The following is a 16,044-nucleotide window of genomic DNA, read 5'->3' on the forward strand; positions in this document are numbered from 1 at the left end:
CCTGAAGGTGAGCATAAAAAAAGCACCGACGCGTTAATCATTCGGTGCTTTTTGTTTCGCCTGGCAGGCGAGAGATTTACTTCAGCGCAGCCAGCGCGGCATCGTAGTTTGGCTCTTCGGTGATTTCATTCACCAGCTCGCTGTAAATCACTTTATCGTTTTCATCCAGCACCACAACCGCACGTGCGGTCAGGCCTTTCAGCGGGCCATCAGCAATCGCCACGCCATAGTTTTCTTTGAACTCGGCGCCGCGCAGGGAAGAGAGCGTGATCACGTTGCTGACGTTCTCTGCGCCACAGAAGCGTGACTGGGCGAAAGGCAGGTCGGAGGAGATGCACAGCACAACCGTGTTGTTCGCTTCACCTGAACGCTCGTTAAACTTACGCACCGATGCCGCACACACGCCAGTATCAATGCTTGGGAAAATGTTCAGAACTTTGCGTTTGCCTGCATAATTAGCCAGGGATACGTCAGTAAGATCTTTTGCGACCAGGTTGAAAGGTTTAGCTTGCTCGCCAACTTGTGGGAACTGGCCTGCAACCGGCACCGGATTGCCCTGAAAGTGAACAGTCTGAGACATGCGATTTCCTTTTTTAACGATGAAATATCTGACTTTTGGAACGTCAGAACAGGTATAGCGCTTGTTTATGACATAATTTTTAAGGGTTTACGAGCGCATTTCCTGCCGATAATCGAGCCGGCTCGCATTAAAGCGACGGATTTAAGGAGAAATAATGAGAACAGTGAAGAGTTATCCGGAAGCCTGGCCGTTACATTCGCCTTTTGTTATTTCGCGCGGCAGCCGCACCGAGGCGCATGTTGTGGTAGTGGAAATCGAGCAGGATGGCGTTAAAGGTGTTGGCGAAGCGACGCCTTACGCGCGCTACGGTGAAAGTGAGGAGTCGGTGCTCAAGCAGATCGCCTCGCAGCTAAGCGCGTTGCAAAGCGGCATGACGCGAGAAGCGCTGCAACAGGCGTTACCGGCGGGCGCGGCACGCAACGCGATTGACTGCGCAATGTGGGATCTGGCACGACAGCAGCAGGGCGAAAGTCTGGTGCAATTGTGCGCGGTACCACTGGCTGAAGAGATTGTCACCGCACATACCATCAGCATCGATACGCCAGATGCGATGGCCAGCAGCGCGCAGGCGCTGTGGCAACATGGCGCGCGTTTATTGAAGATTAAAATGGATGATCACCTGATCAGCGAACGTTTGGTGGCGATACGCAGCGCGGTACCGGACGCGACTTTGATTGTCGATGCCAACGAATCCTGGCATGCCGAAGGCCTGGCGGCACGCTGTCAGCTGCTGGCCGACCTCAATGTCGCGATGCTGGAACAGCCGCTACCGGCCGCAGAAGACAGCGCGCTGGGCAACTTTATCCATCCGCTGCCAATCTGCGCCGATGAAAGCTGCCATACGCGTGAAAGCCTGCCGCAGCTGAAAGGGCGCTATGAGATGGTGAATATCAAGCTGGATAAAACCGGCGGATTAACGGAAGCGCTGGCGCTGGCAGAGGCGGCGCAGCAGCAGGGATTCGCGATTATGCTCGGCTGCATGCTCTGCACGTCGCGGGCGATTCGTGTGGCATTACCGCTGACGGCGCGCGCGACCTTCGCGGATCTCGACGGTCCAACCTGGCTTGCGGCCGATGTTGAACCGTCGCTGCATTTCTCTCACGGCGTACTCAAGCCGCTGGCTGCCAGCGCAGCAGATTGATCATCGCTTCCAGATAGACTTCGGTGGCTTCGTCCACCGAAATCGGCGGCATCTCGGCGGTAATGCATAACAGGCCGAGATCGTCGCACCAGCTGCCAAACGAACCCGGCGTGGCATAACCCACGCTGCTCACCACCGGCAGCGCGGTCTGCTGCGCCAGCCACTGCGCTAAATCGCTGTGGTGCGGATCATCAATACAGGCCAGCGGTTCATGCCACGAAACCACCCAACGCGGTTTGATCTGATGAATCAGCTGGCACAGCGCGCGGGTTTCTGGTTCGGAAGAGGGCGCTGATCCGGTTGAAAGCACCACATCACGCTCATCCGCTTCGCTGTTCCAGCGATACACCGTGTCGCCATGCTGCCAGTTAGCGGCGGGGAAGTTACGGTTGAGATCGACGCCATTGGCGTTGGCGCGCAGCCCCAACTGACAACCATCGGGATTGACCGCCAGAACAACGTGATGACGCCGCAGCCCGTCCGGCAAGGTGCGCATCGCGCCCGATAAGGTGGCAATCGCGGCATTCTCGTCGCCGTGCGTGCCAGCAATAATCAGCCCGCTTTCGGCATCGGCGGCGGGTGCCGGAAACCACAGCAGCGGTGCACCCAGCACCGATTGCCCGTATTGTTGCCAGACAGCGTCCAGCTTGCCGCGCAGCGGACGTGGATGGTATGACGACATGACGTTCCTCTATGAAATGCTTCCAACACCGCCAAAAGCTTTCTGGCGCTCAAGGTAAAAATGTGACCGGGAATCCAGCCTCAACATAACGGTAAATAGCCTGCGGGGAAATAGCTATATATCAATCAGCAATTTGCGATAAAGTGCCAAAAGTTGCTGGCGACACAATCTCTTCGCGGTCGCCATTTTTTTCGCGTAAAGGAGTGGTGATGAAACTAACGTTCCGCAAAACGCTGACTGCCTTAATTGTAGCCAGTGCAGCCTCACCCGCATTCGCCGCCAACGTGCCGCCGGGCGCACAGCTGGCCAGCACCCAGGAAATTGTTCGCCATATTAAAGATGAACCCGCTTCACTCGATCCGATGAAGGCGGTTGGCTTGCCAGAAATTCAGGTGATGCGCGATCTGTTTGAAGGGCTGACCAATCAGGACGCCCACGGAAAAATCGTGCCGGGCGTGGCGCTAAGCTGGAGCAGCAACGACAACAAAACCTGGATCTTCACCCTGCGGAAAGATGCGCGCTGGTCAAATGGTGAGCCGGTTACCGCGCAGGATTTTGTCTATAGCTGGCAACGTTTAGTTGAGCCGAAGAACAGTTCGCCGTTTGCCTGGTTCGCCGCCTTAAGCGGCATTGAAAACGCCGAAGCAATCACCAAAGGACAGATGAGCGCCGATAAGCTGGGCGTGACGGCAACCGATGCGACCCACCTTAAGGTGACGTTGTCACGTCCTGTGCCGTGGTTCCCGAGCATGGTCGCCAACGCCGCGATGTATCCGGTATCGAAGCAAGTAATTGAAAAAGAGGGCGATAGCTGGACGTCACCGGGCAAGCTGGTGGGCAATGGCGCTTATCAGCTGCAGGATCGCGTGGTGAACGAAAAAATTGTATTGGTGCGCAACGCTAACTATTGGGATGACCAAAAATCGGTGCTGACGAAAGTCACGTTTATTCCGATTAATGAAGAATCCAGTGCTACCAAACGCTATCGTGCCAACGATATCGATATCACCGAATCCTTCCCGAAAAACATGTACGCGCTGCTGAAAAAAGAGTTGCCTGGTCAGGTGTATACGCCGGATCAGCTTGGCACCTATTACTACGCGTTCAATACCGAGAAAGGGCCAACCGCTGATGTACGCGTACGCAAGGCGCTGTCGTGGAGCATCGATCGTCGCATCATTGCGGAGAAAGTATTGGGCACCGGCGAAAAACCGGCCTGGCACTTCACGCCGGACGTTACCGCCGGTTTCACCCCGATGAAGAGCTATCTGCAGCAACATAGCCAGCAGGAACTGAACGCGCAGGCCAAAGCATTGCTGACAGCGGCAGGTTATGGACCGGGCAAACCGCTGCATTTGACGCTGCTCTACAACACCTCGGAAAGCCATCAGAAAATTGCTATCGCGGTGGCGTCAATGTGGAAAAAGAATCTTGGCGTGGATGTCACCTTGCAAAATCAGGAGTGGAAAACCTATATCGACAGCCGTAACAGCGGCAATTTCGATGTGATCCGCGCGTCATGGATCGGCGATTATAATGAGCCTTCAACCTTCCTCAGTCTGCTGACCTCGACCCACACCGGCAATATCGCGCGCTTCCGCAGTGCCGATTACGATGCGGTGATCACCAAAGCCAGCACTGAAACCAGCGTGGCGGCGCGTAACACCGATTACAACAAAGCCGAGCAGATCATCGCCGATCAGGCACCGATCGCACCGATCTACCAATACACTAACGGCCGCTTAATCAAGCCGTGGGTGAAAGGTTATCCGATCACCAATCCTGAAGACGTGGCGTACAGCCGCGAGCTGTGGATTGAGAAGCATTAATCCCGCACATCCGCAGGCGGTGATTGTCACCGCCTGTCATCTTTGCTCACAGCCTTATGATTGCAACTGGTCTGCGCCACGCTAGACTGTATCGTATTGATTTTGATAGTGAGGCGAGTTCGTGAACGTCATTGAAGGAAAAGCGTTACAAGTATCCGATGCCATTGTGTCCTGTCAGCTGGATGGCGCAGGCGGCATGATCCCCATCGAAGATAAAGACGTCATCAACTGCGAACGTCCCTGCTGGTTGCACCTCAATTACACCCAACGACAAAGTGCGGAATGGCTGCAAAACACGCCGCTGATCCCCGATTCGGTGCGTGATGCGCTGGCGGGCGACAGCATGCGGCCGCGCGTGACAAGGCTCGGCGACGGCTTCATGATTGTATTGCGCAGCGTTAACCATAACGCCGATTCACGTCCCGATCAGCTGGTGGCGATGCGCGTATTTATCAACGATAAGCTGATTGTCTCGACGCGCCGGCGCAAAGTGTACGCCATTGATGCCGTGCTGACCGATCTACAACAAGGTAACGGTCCGGTTGATGGCGGCAGCTGGCTGGTGGATGTGTGCGATGCGTTAACCGATCACGCCAGCGAATTTATCGAAGAGATGCACGATAAAATTATCGAGCTGGAAGATGCGCTAATGAATCAGGAAGTACCAGCGCGCGGCGATTTGGCGCTGCTGCGTAAGCAGCTGATTGTGATGCGTCGTTATATGGCACCGCAGCGCGATGTCTATGCGCGGCTGGCTAGCGAGAAGATGGCGTGGATGAACGACGACGATCGTCGCCGTATGCAAGAAGTTGCCGATCGCTTAGGTCGCGGATTGGACGATCTTAATGCGGGCGTGGCGCGTACTTCGATTCTGGCGGATGAAGTGGCGTCAATCCTTGCGGAATCGATGAACCGCCGCACTTATACCATGTCGTTGATGGCGATGATTTTTTTACCGGCCACGTTCCTTACCGGCTTATTCGGCGTCAACCTCGGCGGCATTCCGGGCGGCAATTGGGCGCTGGGCTTTACCGCTTTCTGCGTGCTGCTATTGGTGATGGTTGGCGGCGTGGCGATATGGTTGAAACGGCGGAAATGGTTGTAAGGCAGAAAAGCGGATTAAACCTGATCGATATCAATATCCCGCCAGCGCAATCAGGGCAAACTCTTTCCCGCAGGTGAATGCAACGTCAAGCGATGGGCGTTGCGCTCCATATTGTCTTACTTCCTTTTTTGAATTACTGCATAGCACATTTGATTCGTACGACGCCGGCTTATCCGCCGGCTTTTTTTTGCCCGCCTGGCTTGCTCGGCCAACCTTTCCTATGCTTAAAGGACATTCAGCGACAAGGAGAAGGGCATGCAAGCGATCATTGCCAGCGAACCAATTCCTACCGATCCACCACCGATTCCCGAACCGATTCCACAACCGCAGCCGATACCACCCGCACAGCCACCGCACGATCCCGAATTCCCACCGATCCAGGATCCACCGCCGCACCGCTAATAAAAATGGCGCGTAGCCGAAGCGACGCGCCTTTTTTCACAGCTAATACCGTTATTTTATTTCCAGCACATCTAGACGCACGTTAAGATTCGGCGCGTCGTCTTCTTCTGGCTGCCAGCCCGCAGGTTGTACCGGCAAGCTTTCGCGATCAAACGCCAAATCACCGCCATCCACCACGGCATCACCGTGTTTGATGCCCTTGAAATCGAACAGATTAATGTCGGCCATATGTGATGGCACCACATTCTGCATCGCGGTAAACATGGTTTCGATACGGCCCGGATAACGTTTATCCCAGTCACGCAGCATGTCGGCAACCACCTGACGTTGCAGATTCGGCTGCGAACCGCACAGGTTGCACGGAATGATCGGGAACTGGCGCGCTTCCGCAAAACGAATGATGTCTTTCTCGCGGCAGTATGCCAGCGGACGAATCACAATATGTTTACCGTCATCGCTCATCAGTTTTGGTGGCATGCCTTTCATCTTGCCGCCGTAGAACATGTTGAGGAACATGGTCTGCAGAATATCGTCGCGATGATGACCTAAGGCGATTTTGCTACAACCCAACTCGGTGGCGGTGCGATACAGAATACCGCGGCGCAGACGCGAACAGAGCGAGCAGGTAGTTTTGCCTTCAGGAATCTTATCTTTAACGATGGAATAAGTGTCTTCGTTAACGATGTGATACTCAACGCCCTGTTGTTCCAGATAGGCTGGCAGAATATGCTCCGGGAAACCGGGCTGTTTCTGGTCGAGATTCACTGCTACCAGCGAGAAATTCACCGGTGCGCTCTGCTGCAAATTACGCAGGATCTCCAGCATGGTGTAGCTGTCTTTACCACCAGACAGACAAACCATGATGCGATCGCCTTCTTCAATCATGTTGAAGTCAGCAATGGCTTCGCCAACGTTGCGACGCAAACGCTTCTGCAGTTTGTTGAGGTTGTACTGCTCTTTTTTTGTTACTTCTTGATTTTCTGACATTATTTTCACGCTTGAGAGTGAAGGCGAGGGCCGTTAGCGGCTGAAGCAATCTTCAACGGCAATAAACCCTATAAACATGACTGCGTATGGTACGGATTGCGGGCGCGAATGCTAGCCTGAAGTGATCTCTTTCTGATGATAACTCATTGCGCTTGAGACATAGACGCACACTTTGTCAGAACAATCTGGCTATTTATTGATCTGGGCAAATATTTACCTCATCTGGGCCTGACAGGATGGCCGAAGTGCTTTTTTTACTTTCTTTAGGTGAGGAGCGGCAAATGCAAACGTACGATATGGTTTTTGAAGAGGCATGTCGGCTGGTGGGGCAATGTTATCTGGAGCTGGCACAGCGTGGCGCAGCAACCGAAAAAGAGGTGTTAGCCAGCGAGTTGCGCAATCTACAGTTGCGCTATCGTGAACTCACCGGCTCACCGAATCGGGCGGTAGAGATGGCCATCGTTCAGCTCAAGCCTTGTTAATCCATCAACATTAACCCAGCAAAGAAACGCCCGGTCATCGCGCCGGGCTTTTTCATCTACTCACTTTTCTCGGTTTTCCCGGCTAACTCGGCCAGCCGCTGATAACGCTGACTGGCGGCTTCCGTTGCATCACGCCACAGCTGCGACGCTTCTTCTGGCCGCTGAGTTTGCAACTGGCGGAAACGCTGCTCGTTCATTAATGCTTGTTCGAGTTCCGAGGTCGGCGAACGCGAATCCAGCGCCAGCGCGGCTTTACCTTGCTGGGCGCGTCGAGGATCAAAACGATAAAGCGGCCAGAAACCGCTGGTGGTCAACAGGCGCATCTGCTCGTGGCTATAAGCCAGATCGTAACCATGCTCTTCACACGGGCTGTAAGCGATGATCAGCGAGGGTCCCGGCCAGGCTTCCGCTTCCTGAATCGCTTTCACGGTTTGATTGAGCTGCGCGCCCAGCGAAATCTGCGCCACATACACATGCCCATACAGCAGCGTCGACATGCCGAGATCCTTGCGCGCCTTGCGTTTCCCCTGTTCGCCAAACTTGGTCACCGCGCCGAGCGGCGTCGCTTTTGATGCCTGGCCGCCCGTGTTCGAGTAGCACTGCGTATCCAGCACCAGCACGTTGACGTTTTCGCTCAGGCTCATCACGTGATCGAGGCCGCCGTAGCCAATGTCGTACGCCCAGCCATCGCCACCAATCAGCCAGACCGATTTCTCCACCAGCGCATCGGCTGCATCGTATAACGCTTTGGCTTCAGGCTGCGGTAAAGCCGCGAGCAGGGCGCGCAGCTGTGTAATCTGCTCGCGTCGCTGCGATGTGGTGACATTGTCACCTTTTAGTTCATTAACCAATGCCGCCGGTAGCTGCGCAGCACATTGCTCCAGTAACCTCAGTGCGCGCTGTTTCTGCTGGTCGACGCTCAAGCGGAAGCCCAGACCAAATTCGGCGTTATCTTCAAACAGCGAATTCGCCCACGCCGGACCGCGACCTTCTGCATTGGTGGTGTAAGGCGTGGAAGGCAGATTGCCGCCATAAATGGAGGAGCAGCCGGTGGCGTTAGCAATTAGCAGGCGATCGCCATACAGCTGCGTCAGTAGTTTGATATAGGGCGTTTCCCCGCAGCCCGAGCAGGCACCGGAATATTCAAACAGTGGAGTAATCAGCTGCGAGGTGCGGATATCAATACGTTCCAGCTGCTCGGCAGTGATCTCCGGCAGCGCGAGGAAGGCATTGTAATTGACCTTTTCCGTCTCAACATGCTCCAGGCGTGATTTCATGTTGATGGCTTTGATTTCTGGATGCTGGCGATCGCTGGCCGGGCACACTTCCACACACAGATTGCAGCCGGTGCAATCTTCCGGCGCCACCTGCAGCACGTATTTCTGTCCGCGCATATCGCGCGATTTCACCTCCAGTGAAGCGAGTGAAGCTGGCGCATCGTCCAGCGCTGCAGGATCAACCACTTTGGCGCGAATGGCTGAGTGCGGGCAGGCGGCGACGCAATGGTTGCACTGCGTACAGAGATCGGGCTGCCAGATCGGCACGGCTTCGGCGATATTACGCTTTTCCCATTGCGTGGTGCCAACTGGCCAGGTTCCATCAGGCGGCAGTGCCGAAACCGGCAGTTTATCGCCAAGGCCGGCAAGCATCGCTGCGGTGACGGTTTTAACGAAATCGGGTGCGCTATCGGACACCACCGGCGGGCGATGCGGACTGCGATCGTCTACCGGCTGCAGTGGCACCCTCTGCAGCGCTTGTTGTGCCATCGCCAGCGCTTGCCAGTTGCGCTGCACCAGCTCTTCGCCTTTGCTGCTGTAGCTGCGCGCAATGGCGTTTTGCAGTTCAGTTAATGCGCTATCGCCTGGCAAAATCTGGGTCAGCTGGAAAAAGGCCATCTGCATCACGGTGTTAATGCGCGCGCCCAGCTGGCATTCGCGCGCGATACGCGCAGCGTTGATCACATAAAATCGCGCCTGTTTATCGTTGAGCTGGCTTTGAACTTCCTGCGGCAGGCGCGGCCACACCTCCTCAGCGCTGTAAGGCGTATTGAGCAGAAAAATCCCACCCGGCTTAAGCTTATCGAGCATCGAATACTTATCGATAAACTGCAGCTGATGGCAGCCAATGAAATCGGCTTGCTGAATCAAATAGGCGGATTGAATCGGATATTCACTGACGCGCAGATGGGAAACCGTCAGGCCGCCGGCTTTTTTCGAGTCGTAGACGAAATAGCCCTGCACCTGCCACGGTGTGGCGTTACCGATTATCTTCAGGTTGTTTTTACTGGCGCTGACGCTGCCGTCGCTGCCCAAACCATAAAACAGCGCTTCAAGCCGTGCGCGATTCGGCACGATATTGGCTTCCAGCGGCAGCGAAAGATGGGTGACGTCGTCGTAAATGCCGACGGTAAAACGCGCTGGCGGTGTTTCGCGCAGCAAGGCACGAAACACCGCCAGCACCGCATCGGGTGCGAACTCTTTCGATGACAAACCATAGCGACCGCCGATTACCTTCGGCAGCGACGCACGCTCGCCACGGCTGTAAGCTTCAGCCAGCGCGGTCATCACATCCAGGAATAGCGGTTCGCCGAGCGCGCCGGGCTCTTTGGTGCGATCGAGCACCGCAATTCGCTGGGCGGAAGCGGGGATCTTTTGCAGCAAATGCGCCGCCGAAAACGGGCGATAGAGGCGCACTTTCAACAGCCCGACTTTCTCGCCACGCTGCAGCATTTGATCAATCGCCTCTTCCGCCGTGCCGCAGCCGGAGCCCATCATCACCATTACGCGCTCGGCCTGCGGATGGCCGTAAAACTCAAACGGCTGATAATGGCGGCCGGTATTTATGCCAAACGCGGTCATTGCAGCCTCAACGTGCTGCGTGCAATCGTCGTACCAGCGGTTGGTGGCTTCGCGTGACTGAAAATAGGTATCAGGGTTGGCGGATGTGCCGCGAATCGTTGGTCGATCTGGCGTTAATGCACGAGCGCGATGGGCGTTAATTGCCTCGGCGGGCATCAGCGCCTGCAAGGTTTCATCGCTGATCGGCACGATCTTGTTGATCTCGTGCGAGGTGCGGAAGCCATCGAAGAAGTGGATAAACGGGATGCGGCTATTCAGTGAGGCGATTTGGGCAATCAGGGCAAAATCCTGCGCTTCCTGCACGCTGGAGGCGCAGAACTGCGCGCAGCCGGTTTGTCGTACTGCCATGACATCGGAGTGATCGCCAAATATCGACAGCGCGTGCGTCGCCACGGTCCGCGCCGCGACGTGCAGCACAAACGGCGTCAGCTGGCCCGCCAGTTTGTAGAGCGTCGGGATCATCAACAGCAATCCCTGCGAAGAGGTGAAGGTGGTTGAGAGTGCGCCGGTTTGCAGCGCGCCGTGCACCGTGGCAATCGCGCCGCCTTCAGATTGCATCTCGACCACGCGCGGCACATCGCCCCAGATATTACGGCGGCCTTCGCCGGACCAGCTATCCGCCAGCTCGGCCATGGTTGAGCTGGGCGTGATGGGATAAATGGCAATCACTTCGCTGGTGCGGAAGGCGACTGAAGCCACTGCACCGTTACCGTCGACGGTAATCATAAATCGTCCTTTGCTACGCTGAGAAACCCGCAAAATTTACGGGGGTTATCAATTCAGTTTAGCAAAGGGCTAAGACGCGACTTTTTCATCTGTGTGCTGGCGAGATGGCAGCGCACCGCAATCTAACATTGATGATTTTTACATCATCTCCAGCGATTGAACGCCTTTGATTTCCATCACTTTGTCATAGATGTTATGCATTGGTGTACGTCGTGACAATGTCACCTCAACGCTCAATTCGCACAGACCAACCTCTTCATCACGGTTCACTACGGCGATGTGACCGTAGCGCACATTTTCGCGTTGCAGCACCAGCAACACCAGCGGCACGCTTTTCGGTTTGAGGTGCACCAGCAGCGTATGGTGACGGCCAATCAGCCAGTGACTGATGCGACGGAACGTCTCCAGCACCACCAGTGCCAGCACGGTGCCGTAAATGCCGATTTCATACATGCCGCTACCGATCACCAGACCAATCGCCGCCGTTACCCATAAACCGGCAGCGGTGGTGAGACCTTTCACCACTTGCTTTTGAATAATGATGGTACCGGCACCGAGGAAGCCCATGCCGCTCACCACCTGCGCCGCAATACGACTGGGATCAAGCGCCACATGGTCGCTGACTAACATGTCGGCAAAGCCATATTTCGATACCAGCATAAACATCGCGCTGCCGATACCGACCAGAATATGCGTGCGCAATCCGGCCTCTTTGGCGCGTAGCTGCCGTTCCAGGCCGATCAATCCGCCGAGAATCCCAGCCAGCGCGATGCGGATCAGCATATCCGTCAACATCGTTCTCTCCTTATTTGTTGATAAACAGACCATCCGCCGGGTGAAAAGGGCGGAAACATCTCAAACAGGATAATTCTGCTTGCAAACAATGAAATTAAATTTTGTAAAAAGCTGTGTCGCCTATCGATCCCTCACCGCACCTGACATATGCTGGTGCGACTTTTTCGCTCATTCCCCGGAGCCCCATCGATGAAAGCCGCTCTCTTCCTGCTGGCTGGCGCCACCTTGTTACTTTCTGCCTGTAGCAGCAACAGTGACAACGAACCGCCGCAACAAGCTACTGCCGCCCACGTACAACCGCGCGTTGTGATGTCATCAATGGCTGAAGTGAATTGCAGTAATGCCGGGGGATCGCTGGCGTTTTCGCGTCAGTTAGACGGTTCACGCATTGGGATGTGCCAGTTGGCTAATGGTCGTCGCTGTGACGAACAGGCGCTAATGGGTGGAAGCTGCGCCCGCTAAGGCAGGCGCAGAAGGGTTAAGCGGTGACCTGATTCGGGCTGGTTTCGCCGCGCTCCAGCTGCTGCAAGTTGCTGAGCGTGGTTTCTGAAATTGCCGTCAAGGCTTCGGCGGTCAGGAAAGCCTGATGGCCGGTGAATAGTACGTTGTGACAGGCCGACAGACGACGGAACACATCATCCTGAATCACGTCATTCGATTTGTCTTCAAAGAACAGATCGCGCTCGTTTTCATACACATCCATTCCCAGCGAACCAATCTTCTGCTGTTTAAGCGCATCGATCGCCGCCTGTGAATCAATCAAACCGCCACGGCTGGTGTTGATGATCATCACGCCATCTTTCATTTGGCTGAACGCCTGCGCGTTGAGCAGATGGTGGTTTTCCGGCGTAAGCGGACAGTGCAGCGTAATCACATCGGCTTCAGCGAACAGCGTTTTGAGATCGACATATTCCGCGCCCAGCTCCAGCGCCGCCTGGCTTGGATAGGGATCGAACGCTAACAGGCGCATGCCAAATCCCTTGAGAATACGCATCGCCGCGATACCAATCTTGCCGGTTCCGACCACGCCCGCGGTTTTGTTATGCATGTTGAAGCCGGTTAAGCCATCCAGCGAGAAGTTAGCGTCGCGCGTGCGTTGATAGGCGCGGTGAATGCGACGATTCAGCGTCATCATCAGGCCAACCGCATGTTCCGCCACCGCTTCTGGCGAATACGCCGGGACGCGCACCACGTTTAAGCCGAGCGCTTTCGCCGCCGCCAGATCGACGTTATTGAAACCGGCACAGCGCAGCGCAACGTGCTTCACGCCCAGCGCCGCCAACTCTTCCAGCACCGCTTTGCTGGCATCATCGTTGACGAAAATACACACCGCATCACAGCCCGCGGCGTTCTTTGCCGTCGCCGGTGTCAGCAGGAAGTCAAAAAACTGCAGCTCAAATCCGTAGCTGTCGTTGACGTGTTCAAGGTATTTTTGGTCGTAATGCTTGGTGCTGTAAACCGCAACTTTCATTGTTTCGCTCCTGAAAAATGCAACGTCGGTATCACAACAGGATAACGTTTTCCGCGTCATTTTGCTGTGCTTCAGCCAGACTATGTCGCTAACACCTTCATTTGCCGGACGTAACATGCCATCATTTGGCTCCTCGTCAGGATTGTGTAAAGAACAGGAACGTTAACTGCCATGACGCGTGGCCTTCGCCGAACACTTGCTGCGCTGCTGGCGCTAATACTGCTGCTATTGGGATTGCTGCTGACGCTCACGCAATGGTTGCCGCGTCTGGCCGGTATCTGGCTGCCTGAAAACACCCGAGTGGAACTCAACGGCACGCCGCGCTGGCAGCAAGGCGCGCTGCATTTCCCTTCGGTGCGCTATTTGGCGGGCGATTGTGTACTGGCAAACGTCAGCGATGCGGCGCTCGGCTGGCAGCAAAAGCGCTGGCAACTTAGCGCGGGAGAAGTCCAACTCAATAGCGACTGCCTGCAATCGCTGCCGCACAGCGAAGCCAGCGGTGCGCCGCGCAGCCTGACTGACTGGCAGAAGATGTTGCCTGGCGCCGATGTCCACCTGCAAAAAATCACCATTCTGCCGTGGCAACAATATGCCGGACGTTTCGATCTCACCTTAAATAACGATGTGCAGCGGCTGCATTATCAGGGCGACAACCTGAGTGTGGATGCGCGGTTGCAAGGCCAACTGCTGCAGATTGCCCAGCTGCAGCTCAGTCATCCTTTACTGCCCAAACCGCTCAACCTGCATGGCGATGTCACCTTGCCAACCTTTGCCGATGGCTTGCCGGTAGCGGGCGAACTCAGCGCTGACCTCAATATTGTGCAGTGGCAGCAGCCGCTGGCCCTGACGCTTAACTGGCGGCAACAGCAAGGCACCTTGACGGTGAAGCAGCAGGATGAGGATCAGCCGCTGCTGCAGCTGCCGTGGCAGGTAGATGAGCGGCAGATTCGTATTACGCAAGGTCAATGGCGCTGGCCGCAGGCCGATCAGCCGCTATCGGGTGGCGTGGCAGTAACGCTGGAAAACTGGCAGCAAGGACTGGAAAACACGCTAGTCAGCGGGCGATTTAATTTGCTGACGCAAGGGCGCGGCGGTAAAGGCAATCTGGTATTAAGCGTTGGCCCTGGCAAACTGAGCATGGTCGATAGCGCCTTGCCGTTCCAGTTGACCGGCGAGAGCAAATTCGCCGATCTGCAGCTGTTTGGCAGCATGCCGGGCTTACTGCACGGCGTGCTGACCGATCCGCAATTGACCCTGAAACAAGGCGCGCTGCTGCGTTTGCGCGGTCGCTTGCTCTCAACGCTGGAAGTGGATGAAGCGCGCTGGCCGCTGGCGGGCGTGACGGTGGCGTCGAGCGGAATTAATGGTCGCCTCCAGGCGATACTTAAGGCACACGATCCCAGCTTTGGTCGCTTCAGGTTGCATCTCGATGGCCGCGCCAGCGATTTCTGGCCCGACAGCGGCGTGTGGAACTGGCGTTATTGGGGGGACGGCCTGATCGAGCCGCTCACCGCCAAATGGGACGTGAAGGGCACCGGCAGCTGGCAGGACACTTTGATCAGCCTCGACACGCTGAATACCGGTTTCGATCAGCTGGCGTACGGCATGGTGCAAGTGGCTAAACCGCGCCTGACGCTCAATGCGCCGGTGCGCTGGCAGCGCGATCCCTCGCATCCGGCGTTTAACGGTGGCTTCACGCTCAAATCCGGTCAAACCCAGTTCAGCTACGGCGGCTGGCTGCCGCCATCAGAACTCAATTTTGAAGCCAAAGGCAGCGATCCCAGCCAGTTTATCTGGCGCGGTCAGCTGACGGCGGAGGATATTGGCCCGGTACGCGTGCATGGCCGCTGGGATGGCGAACGTCTGCGCGGCGAAGCCTGGTGGCCGGCGCAATCTTTGACGGTGTTCCAGCCGCTGCTCAGCAGCGATTTAAAAATGCGTATCCAGTCGGGTGAACTGCGCGCGCAGGTGGCATTCTCGGCGGCCAGCGAGCAGGGCTTTGAAGCGGGCGGTCACTGGACGGTGAAAAACGGCAGCCTGTGGATGCCGGACAGTGAAATCAACGGCATCGATTTCTCGCTGCCGTTCCGGCTGAAGGATCATCAATGGCAGCTTGGACGGCGCGGCCCGGTTTCACTGCGTATCGCCGAAGTAAAAAATCAGTTCTCGCTGCAAAACATCACCGCCGATTTGCAAGGTCACTATCCATGGCAGGAGCGCCAGCCGTTAACGCTCAGCAACGTCAATCTCGATCTGTTAGGCGGACACGTCAGCATGCCCGAACTGCGCATGCCACAGCATCAAGCGGCGCGCGTCTCGCTGAAGGAGATCAATCTCAGCAAGCTGGTCAGCGCGATCAAACCCAAGCAGTTTGCCATGTCTGGCAAGGTCAATGGCGAATTGCCGCTGTGGGTGAATAATCCGCAATGGCTGGTTGAAAAGGGCTGGATCGCCAACAGCGGTCCGCTCACCTTCCGGCTGGATAAAGATATGGCGGACGCGATTGTCAGCAATAACTTTGCGGCCGGAGCGGCGCTGGATTGGCTGCGCTACATGGAAATCTCGCGTTCATGGGCCACTATCGATCTGGATAACTTCGGCAATCTGATCATGCAATCGGAAGTGAAAGGCGTTAGCCAGTTCAGTAACCGCCGACAGACCGTTAATCTGAACTACCGGCATCAGGAAAATTTGTTCCAGCTGTGGCGCAGCCTGCGCTTTGGCGATAATTTGCAATCTTGGGTGGAGCAAAATGCCACCTTACCCTCGAAGAAGGATCCCCAACCATGAGCCTCAGGGCATTACTGGTGCTGGCAGCCTGGCTGCCGCTGATTGGCTGCGTGCCGCGCATTGAAGTTGCGGCGCCGAAAGAGCCCATCACCATCAATATGAACGTCAAAATTGAGCATGAGATTCACATCAAGGTGGATAAAGATGTGGAAGCGCTGCTGAAGAATCAGAGCGGACTGTTTTGAGGAGAAGCATG

At 55.8% G+C, this 16,044-nt stretch carries 14 protein-coding genes; 8 read left to right on the top strand and 6 right to left on the bottom strand.

Translation table 11 applies throughout. From position 1 onward, the window contains the following. Window positions 1–76: 76 nt before the first annotated feature. A complete protein-coding gene (gene tpx / locus K5Y30_RS01980; protein WP_101764298.1) occupies window positions 77–580 on the bottom strand; it encodes a thiol peroxidase in 504 nt (167 codons plus the stop codon). A gap of 154 nt (window positions 581–734) precedes the next feature. Between tpx and ycjG the strand changes: the two genes are divergently transcribed. Next, window positions 735–1,721: an L-Ala-D/L-Glu epimerase gene (ycjG, locus tag K5Y30_RS01985; RefSeq protein ID WP_222210365.1), complete on the top strand. Its 987-nt coding sequence runs from the start codon at window positions 735–737 to the stop codon at window positions 1,719–1,721. Here the strand turns inward: ycjG and mpaA are convergent. Then, complete coding sequence (gene mpaA / locus K5Y30_RS01990; protein ID WP_222182210.1) at window positions 1,690–2,403, bottom strand: murein tripeptide amidase MpaA; 714 nt, start codon at window positions 2,401–2,403, stop codon at window positions 1,690–1,692. The genes ycjG and mpaA overlap by 32 nt on opposite strands. A 209-nt stretch (window positions 2,404–2,612) precedes the next feature. Here mpaA and K5Y30_RS01995 point away from each other — a divergent pair, with 209 nt between their 5' ends. The 3 genes from K5Y30_RS01995 (at window position 2,613) to K5Y30_RS02005 (ending at window position 5,739) form a co-directional block, all read left to right on the top strand. Beyond that, window positions 2,613–4,232, top strand: a complete 1,620-nt coding sequence (locus K5Y30_RS01995; protein WP_222210366.1) for an ABC transporter substrate-binding protein — start codon at window positions 2,613–2,615, stop codon at window positions 4,230–4,232. Window positions 4,233–4,353: 121 nt separating this feature from the next. Beyond that, entirely contained in the window at window positions 4,354–5,337 is a 984-nt protein-coding gene (gene zntB, locus K5Y30_RS02000) for a zinc transporter ZntB (protein ID WP_222210367.1), read from the top strand. Between the two features lie 255 nt (window positions 5,338–5,592). Beyond that, window positions 5,593–5,739: a hypothetical protein gene (locus K5Y30_RS02005; RefSeq protein ID WP_222210368.1), complete on the top strand. Its 147-nt coding sequence runs from the start codon at window positions 5,593–5,595 to the stop codon at window positions 5,737–5,739. A gap of 51 nt (window positions 5,740–5,790) precedes the next feature. Here K5Y30_RS02005 and ttcA read toward each other — a convergent pair whose 3' ends face one another. Further along, window positions 5,791–6,726: a tRNA 2-thiocytidine(32) synthetase TtcA gene (gene ttcA, locus K5Y30_RS02010; protein ID WP_222210369.1), complete on the bottom strand. Its 936-nt coding sequence runs from the start codon at window positions 6,724–6,726 to the stop codon at window positions 5,791–5,793. A 281-nt stretch (window positions 6,727–7,007) separates the two neighbouring features. Between ttcA and K5Y30_RS02015 the strand changes: the two genes are divergently transcribed. After that, entirely contained in the window at window positions 7,008–7,208 is a 201-nt protein-coding gene (locus K5Y30_RS02015) for a DUF2767 family protein (RefSeq protein ID WP_008106442.1), read from the top strand. Window positions 7,209–7,264: 56 nt separating this feature from the next. Here K5Y30_RS02015 and nifJ read toward each other — a convergent pair whose 3' ends face one another. Further along, window positions 7,265–10,792: a pyruvate:ferredoxin (flavodoxin) oxidoreductase gene (gene nifJ, locus K5Y30_RS02020; protein WP_222210370.1), complete on the bottom strand. Its 3,528-nt coding sequence runs from the start codon at window positions 10,790–10,792 to the stop codon at window positions 7,265–7,267. 138 nt (window positions 10,793–10,930) lie between these two features. Beyond that, window positions 10,931–11,587 (bottom strand): MgtC/SapB family protein, encoded by a 657-nt coding sequence (locus tag K5Y30_RS02025; protein ID WP_061718808.1) that lies wholly within the window; start codon window positions 11,585–11,587, stop codon window positions 10,931–10,933. 189 nt (window positions 11,588–11,776) lie between these two features. On the opposite strand from K5Y30_RS02025, the gene K5Y30_RS02030 reads away from it, so the two are divergent. Next, window positions 11,777–12,049 carry a DUF333 domain-containing protein gene (locus tag K5Y30_RS02030; protein ID WP_061718809.1) on the top strand — a complete coding sequence of 91 codons (273 nt, stop codon included), beginning with the start codon at window positions 11,777–11,779 and terminating at the stop codon, window positions 12,047–12,049. 16 nt (window positions 12,050–12,065) lie between these two features. Here the strand turns inward: K5Y30_RS02030 and K5Y30_RS02035 are convergent, their stop codons facing one another. Continuing rightward, window positions 12,066–13,058 (bottom strand): 2-hydroxyacid dehydrogenase, encoded by a 993-nt coding sequence (locus tag K5Y30_RS02035; protein ID WP_137385858.1) that lies wholly within the window; start codon window positions 13,056–13,058, stop codon window positions 12,066–12,068. Between the two features lie 171 nt (window positions 13,059–13,229). Between K5Y30_RS02035 and K5Y30_RS02040 the strand changes: the two genes are divergently transcribed. Both K5Y30_RS02040 and K5Y30_RS02045 read left to right on the top strand, forming a co-directional pair. After that, on the top strand, window positions 13,230–15,848 hold the full coding sequence (locus K5Y30_RS02040; protein ID WP_222210371.1) for a YdbH family protein: 2,619 nt from the start codon (window positions 13,230–13,232) through the stop codon (window positions 15,846–15,848). After that, window positions 15,845–16,033 carry a YnbE family lipoprotein gene (locus tag K5Y30_RS02045; RefSeq protein ID WP_008106429.1) on the top strand — a complete coding sequence of 63 codons (189 nt, stop codon included), beginning with the start codon at window positions 15,845–15,847 and terminating at the stop codon, window positions 16,031–16,033. The genes K5Y30_RS02040 and K5Y30_RS02045 overlap by 4 nt, the downstream gene beginning before the upstream one ends. The last annotated feature ends 11 nt before the right edge of the window (window positions 16,034–16,044 follow it).

Origin of the sequence: Pantoea sp. DY-5, assembly GCF_019795955.1 — a bacterium.
GTDB lineage: Bacteria > Pseudomonadota > Gammaproteobacteria > Enterobacterales > Enterobacteriaceae > Pantoea > Pantoea leporis.

What these genes read in the sequence shown, in the direction of transcription:
- ttcA (WP_222210369.1), bottom strand. Translation starts at nt 6,726, where the DNA reads ATGTCAGAAAATCAAGAAGTAACAAAAAAAGAGCAGTACAACCTCAAC.
- K5Y30_RS02030 (WP_061718809.1), top strand. Translation starts at nt 11,777, where the DNA reads ATGAAAGCCGCTCTCTTCCTGCTGGCTGGCGCCACCTTGTTACTTTCT.
- nifJ (WP_222210370.1), bottom strand. Translation starts at nt 10,792, where the DNA reads ATGATTACCGTCGACGGTAACGGTGCAGTGGCTTCAGTCGCCTTCCGC.
- K5Y30_RS02015 (WP_008106442.1), top strand. Translation starts at nt 7,008, where the DNA reads ATGCAAACGTACGATATGGTTTTTGAAGAGGCATGTCGGCTGGTGGGG.
- tpx (WP_101764298.1), bottom strand. Translation starts at nt 580, where the DNA reads ATGTCTCAGACTGTTCACTTTCAGGGCAATCCGGTGCCGGTTGCAGGC.
- mpaA (WP_222182210.1), bottom strand. Translation starts at nt 2,403, where the DNA reads ATGTCGTCATACCATCCACGTCCGCTGCGCGGCAAGCTGGACGCTGTC.
- K5Y30_RS02005 (WP_222210368.1), top strand. Translation starts at nt 5,593, where the DNA reads ATGCAAGCGATCATTGCCAGCGAACCAATTCCTACCGATCCACCACCG.
- K5Y30_RS02045 (WP_008106429.1), top strand. Translation starts at nt 15,845, where the DNA reads ATGAGCCTCAGGGCATTACTGGTGCTGGCAGCCTGGCTGCCGCTGATT.
- ycjG (WP_222210365.1), top strand. Translation starts at nt 735, where the DNA reads ATGAGAACAGTGAAGAGTTATCCGGAAGCCTGGCCGTTACATTCGCCT.
- K5Y30_RS02025 (WP_061718808.1), bottom strand. Translation starts at nt 11,587, where the DNA reads ATGTTGACGGATATGCTGATCCGCATCGCGCTGGCTGGGATTCTCGGC.
- K5Y30_RS02035 (WP_137385858.1), bottom strand. Translation starts at nt 13,058, where the DNA reads ATGAAAGTTGCGGTTTACAGCACCAAGCATTACGACCAAAAATACCTT.
- K5Y30_RS01995 (WP_222210366.1), top strand. Translation starts at nt 2,613, where the DNA reads ATGAAACTAACGTTCCGCAAAACGCTGACTGCCTTAATTGTAGCCAGT.
- K5Y30_RS02040 (WP_222210371.1), top strand. Translation starts at nt 13,230, where the DNA reads ATGACGCGTGGCCTTCGCCGAACACTTGCTGCGCTGCTGGCGCTAATA.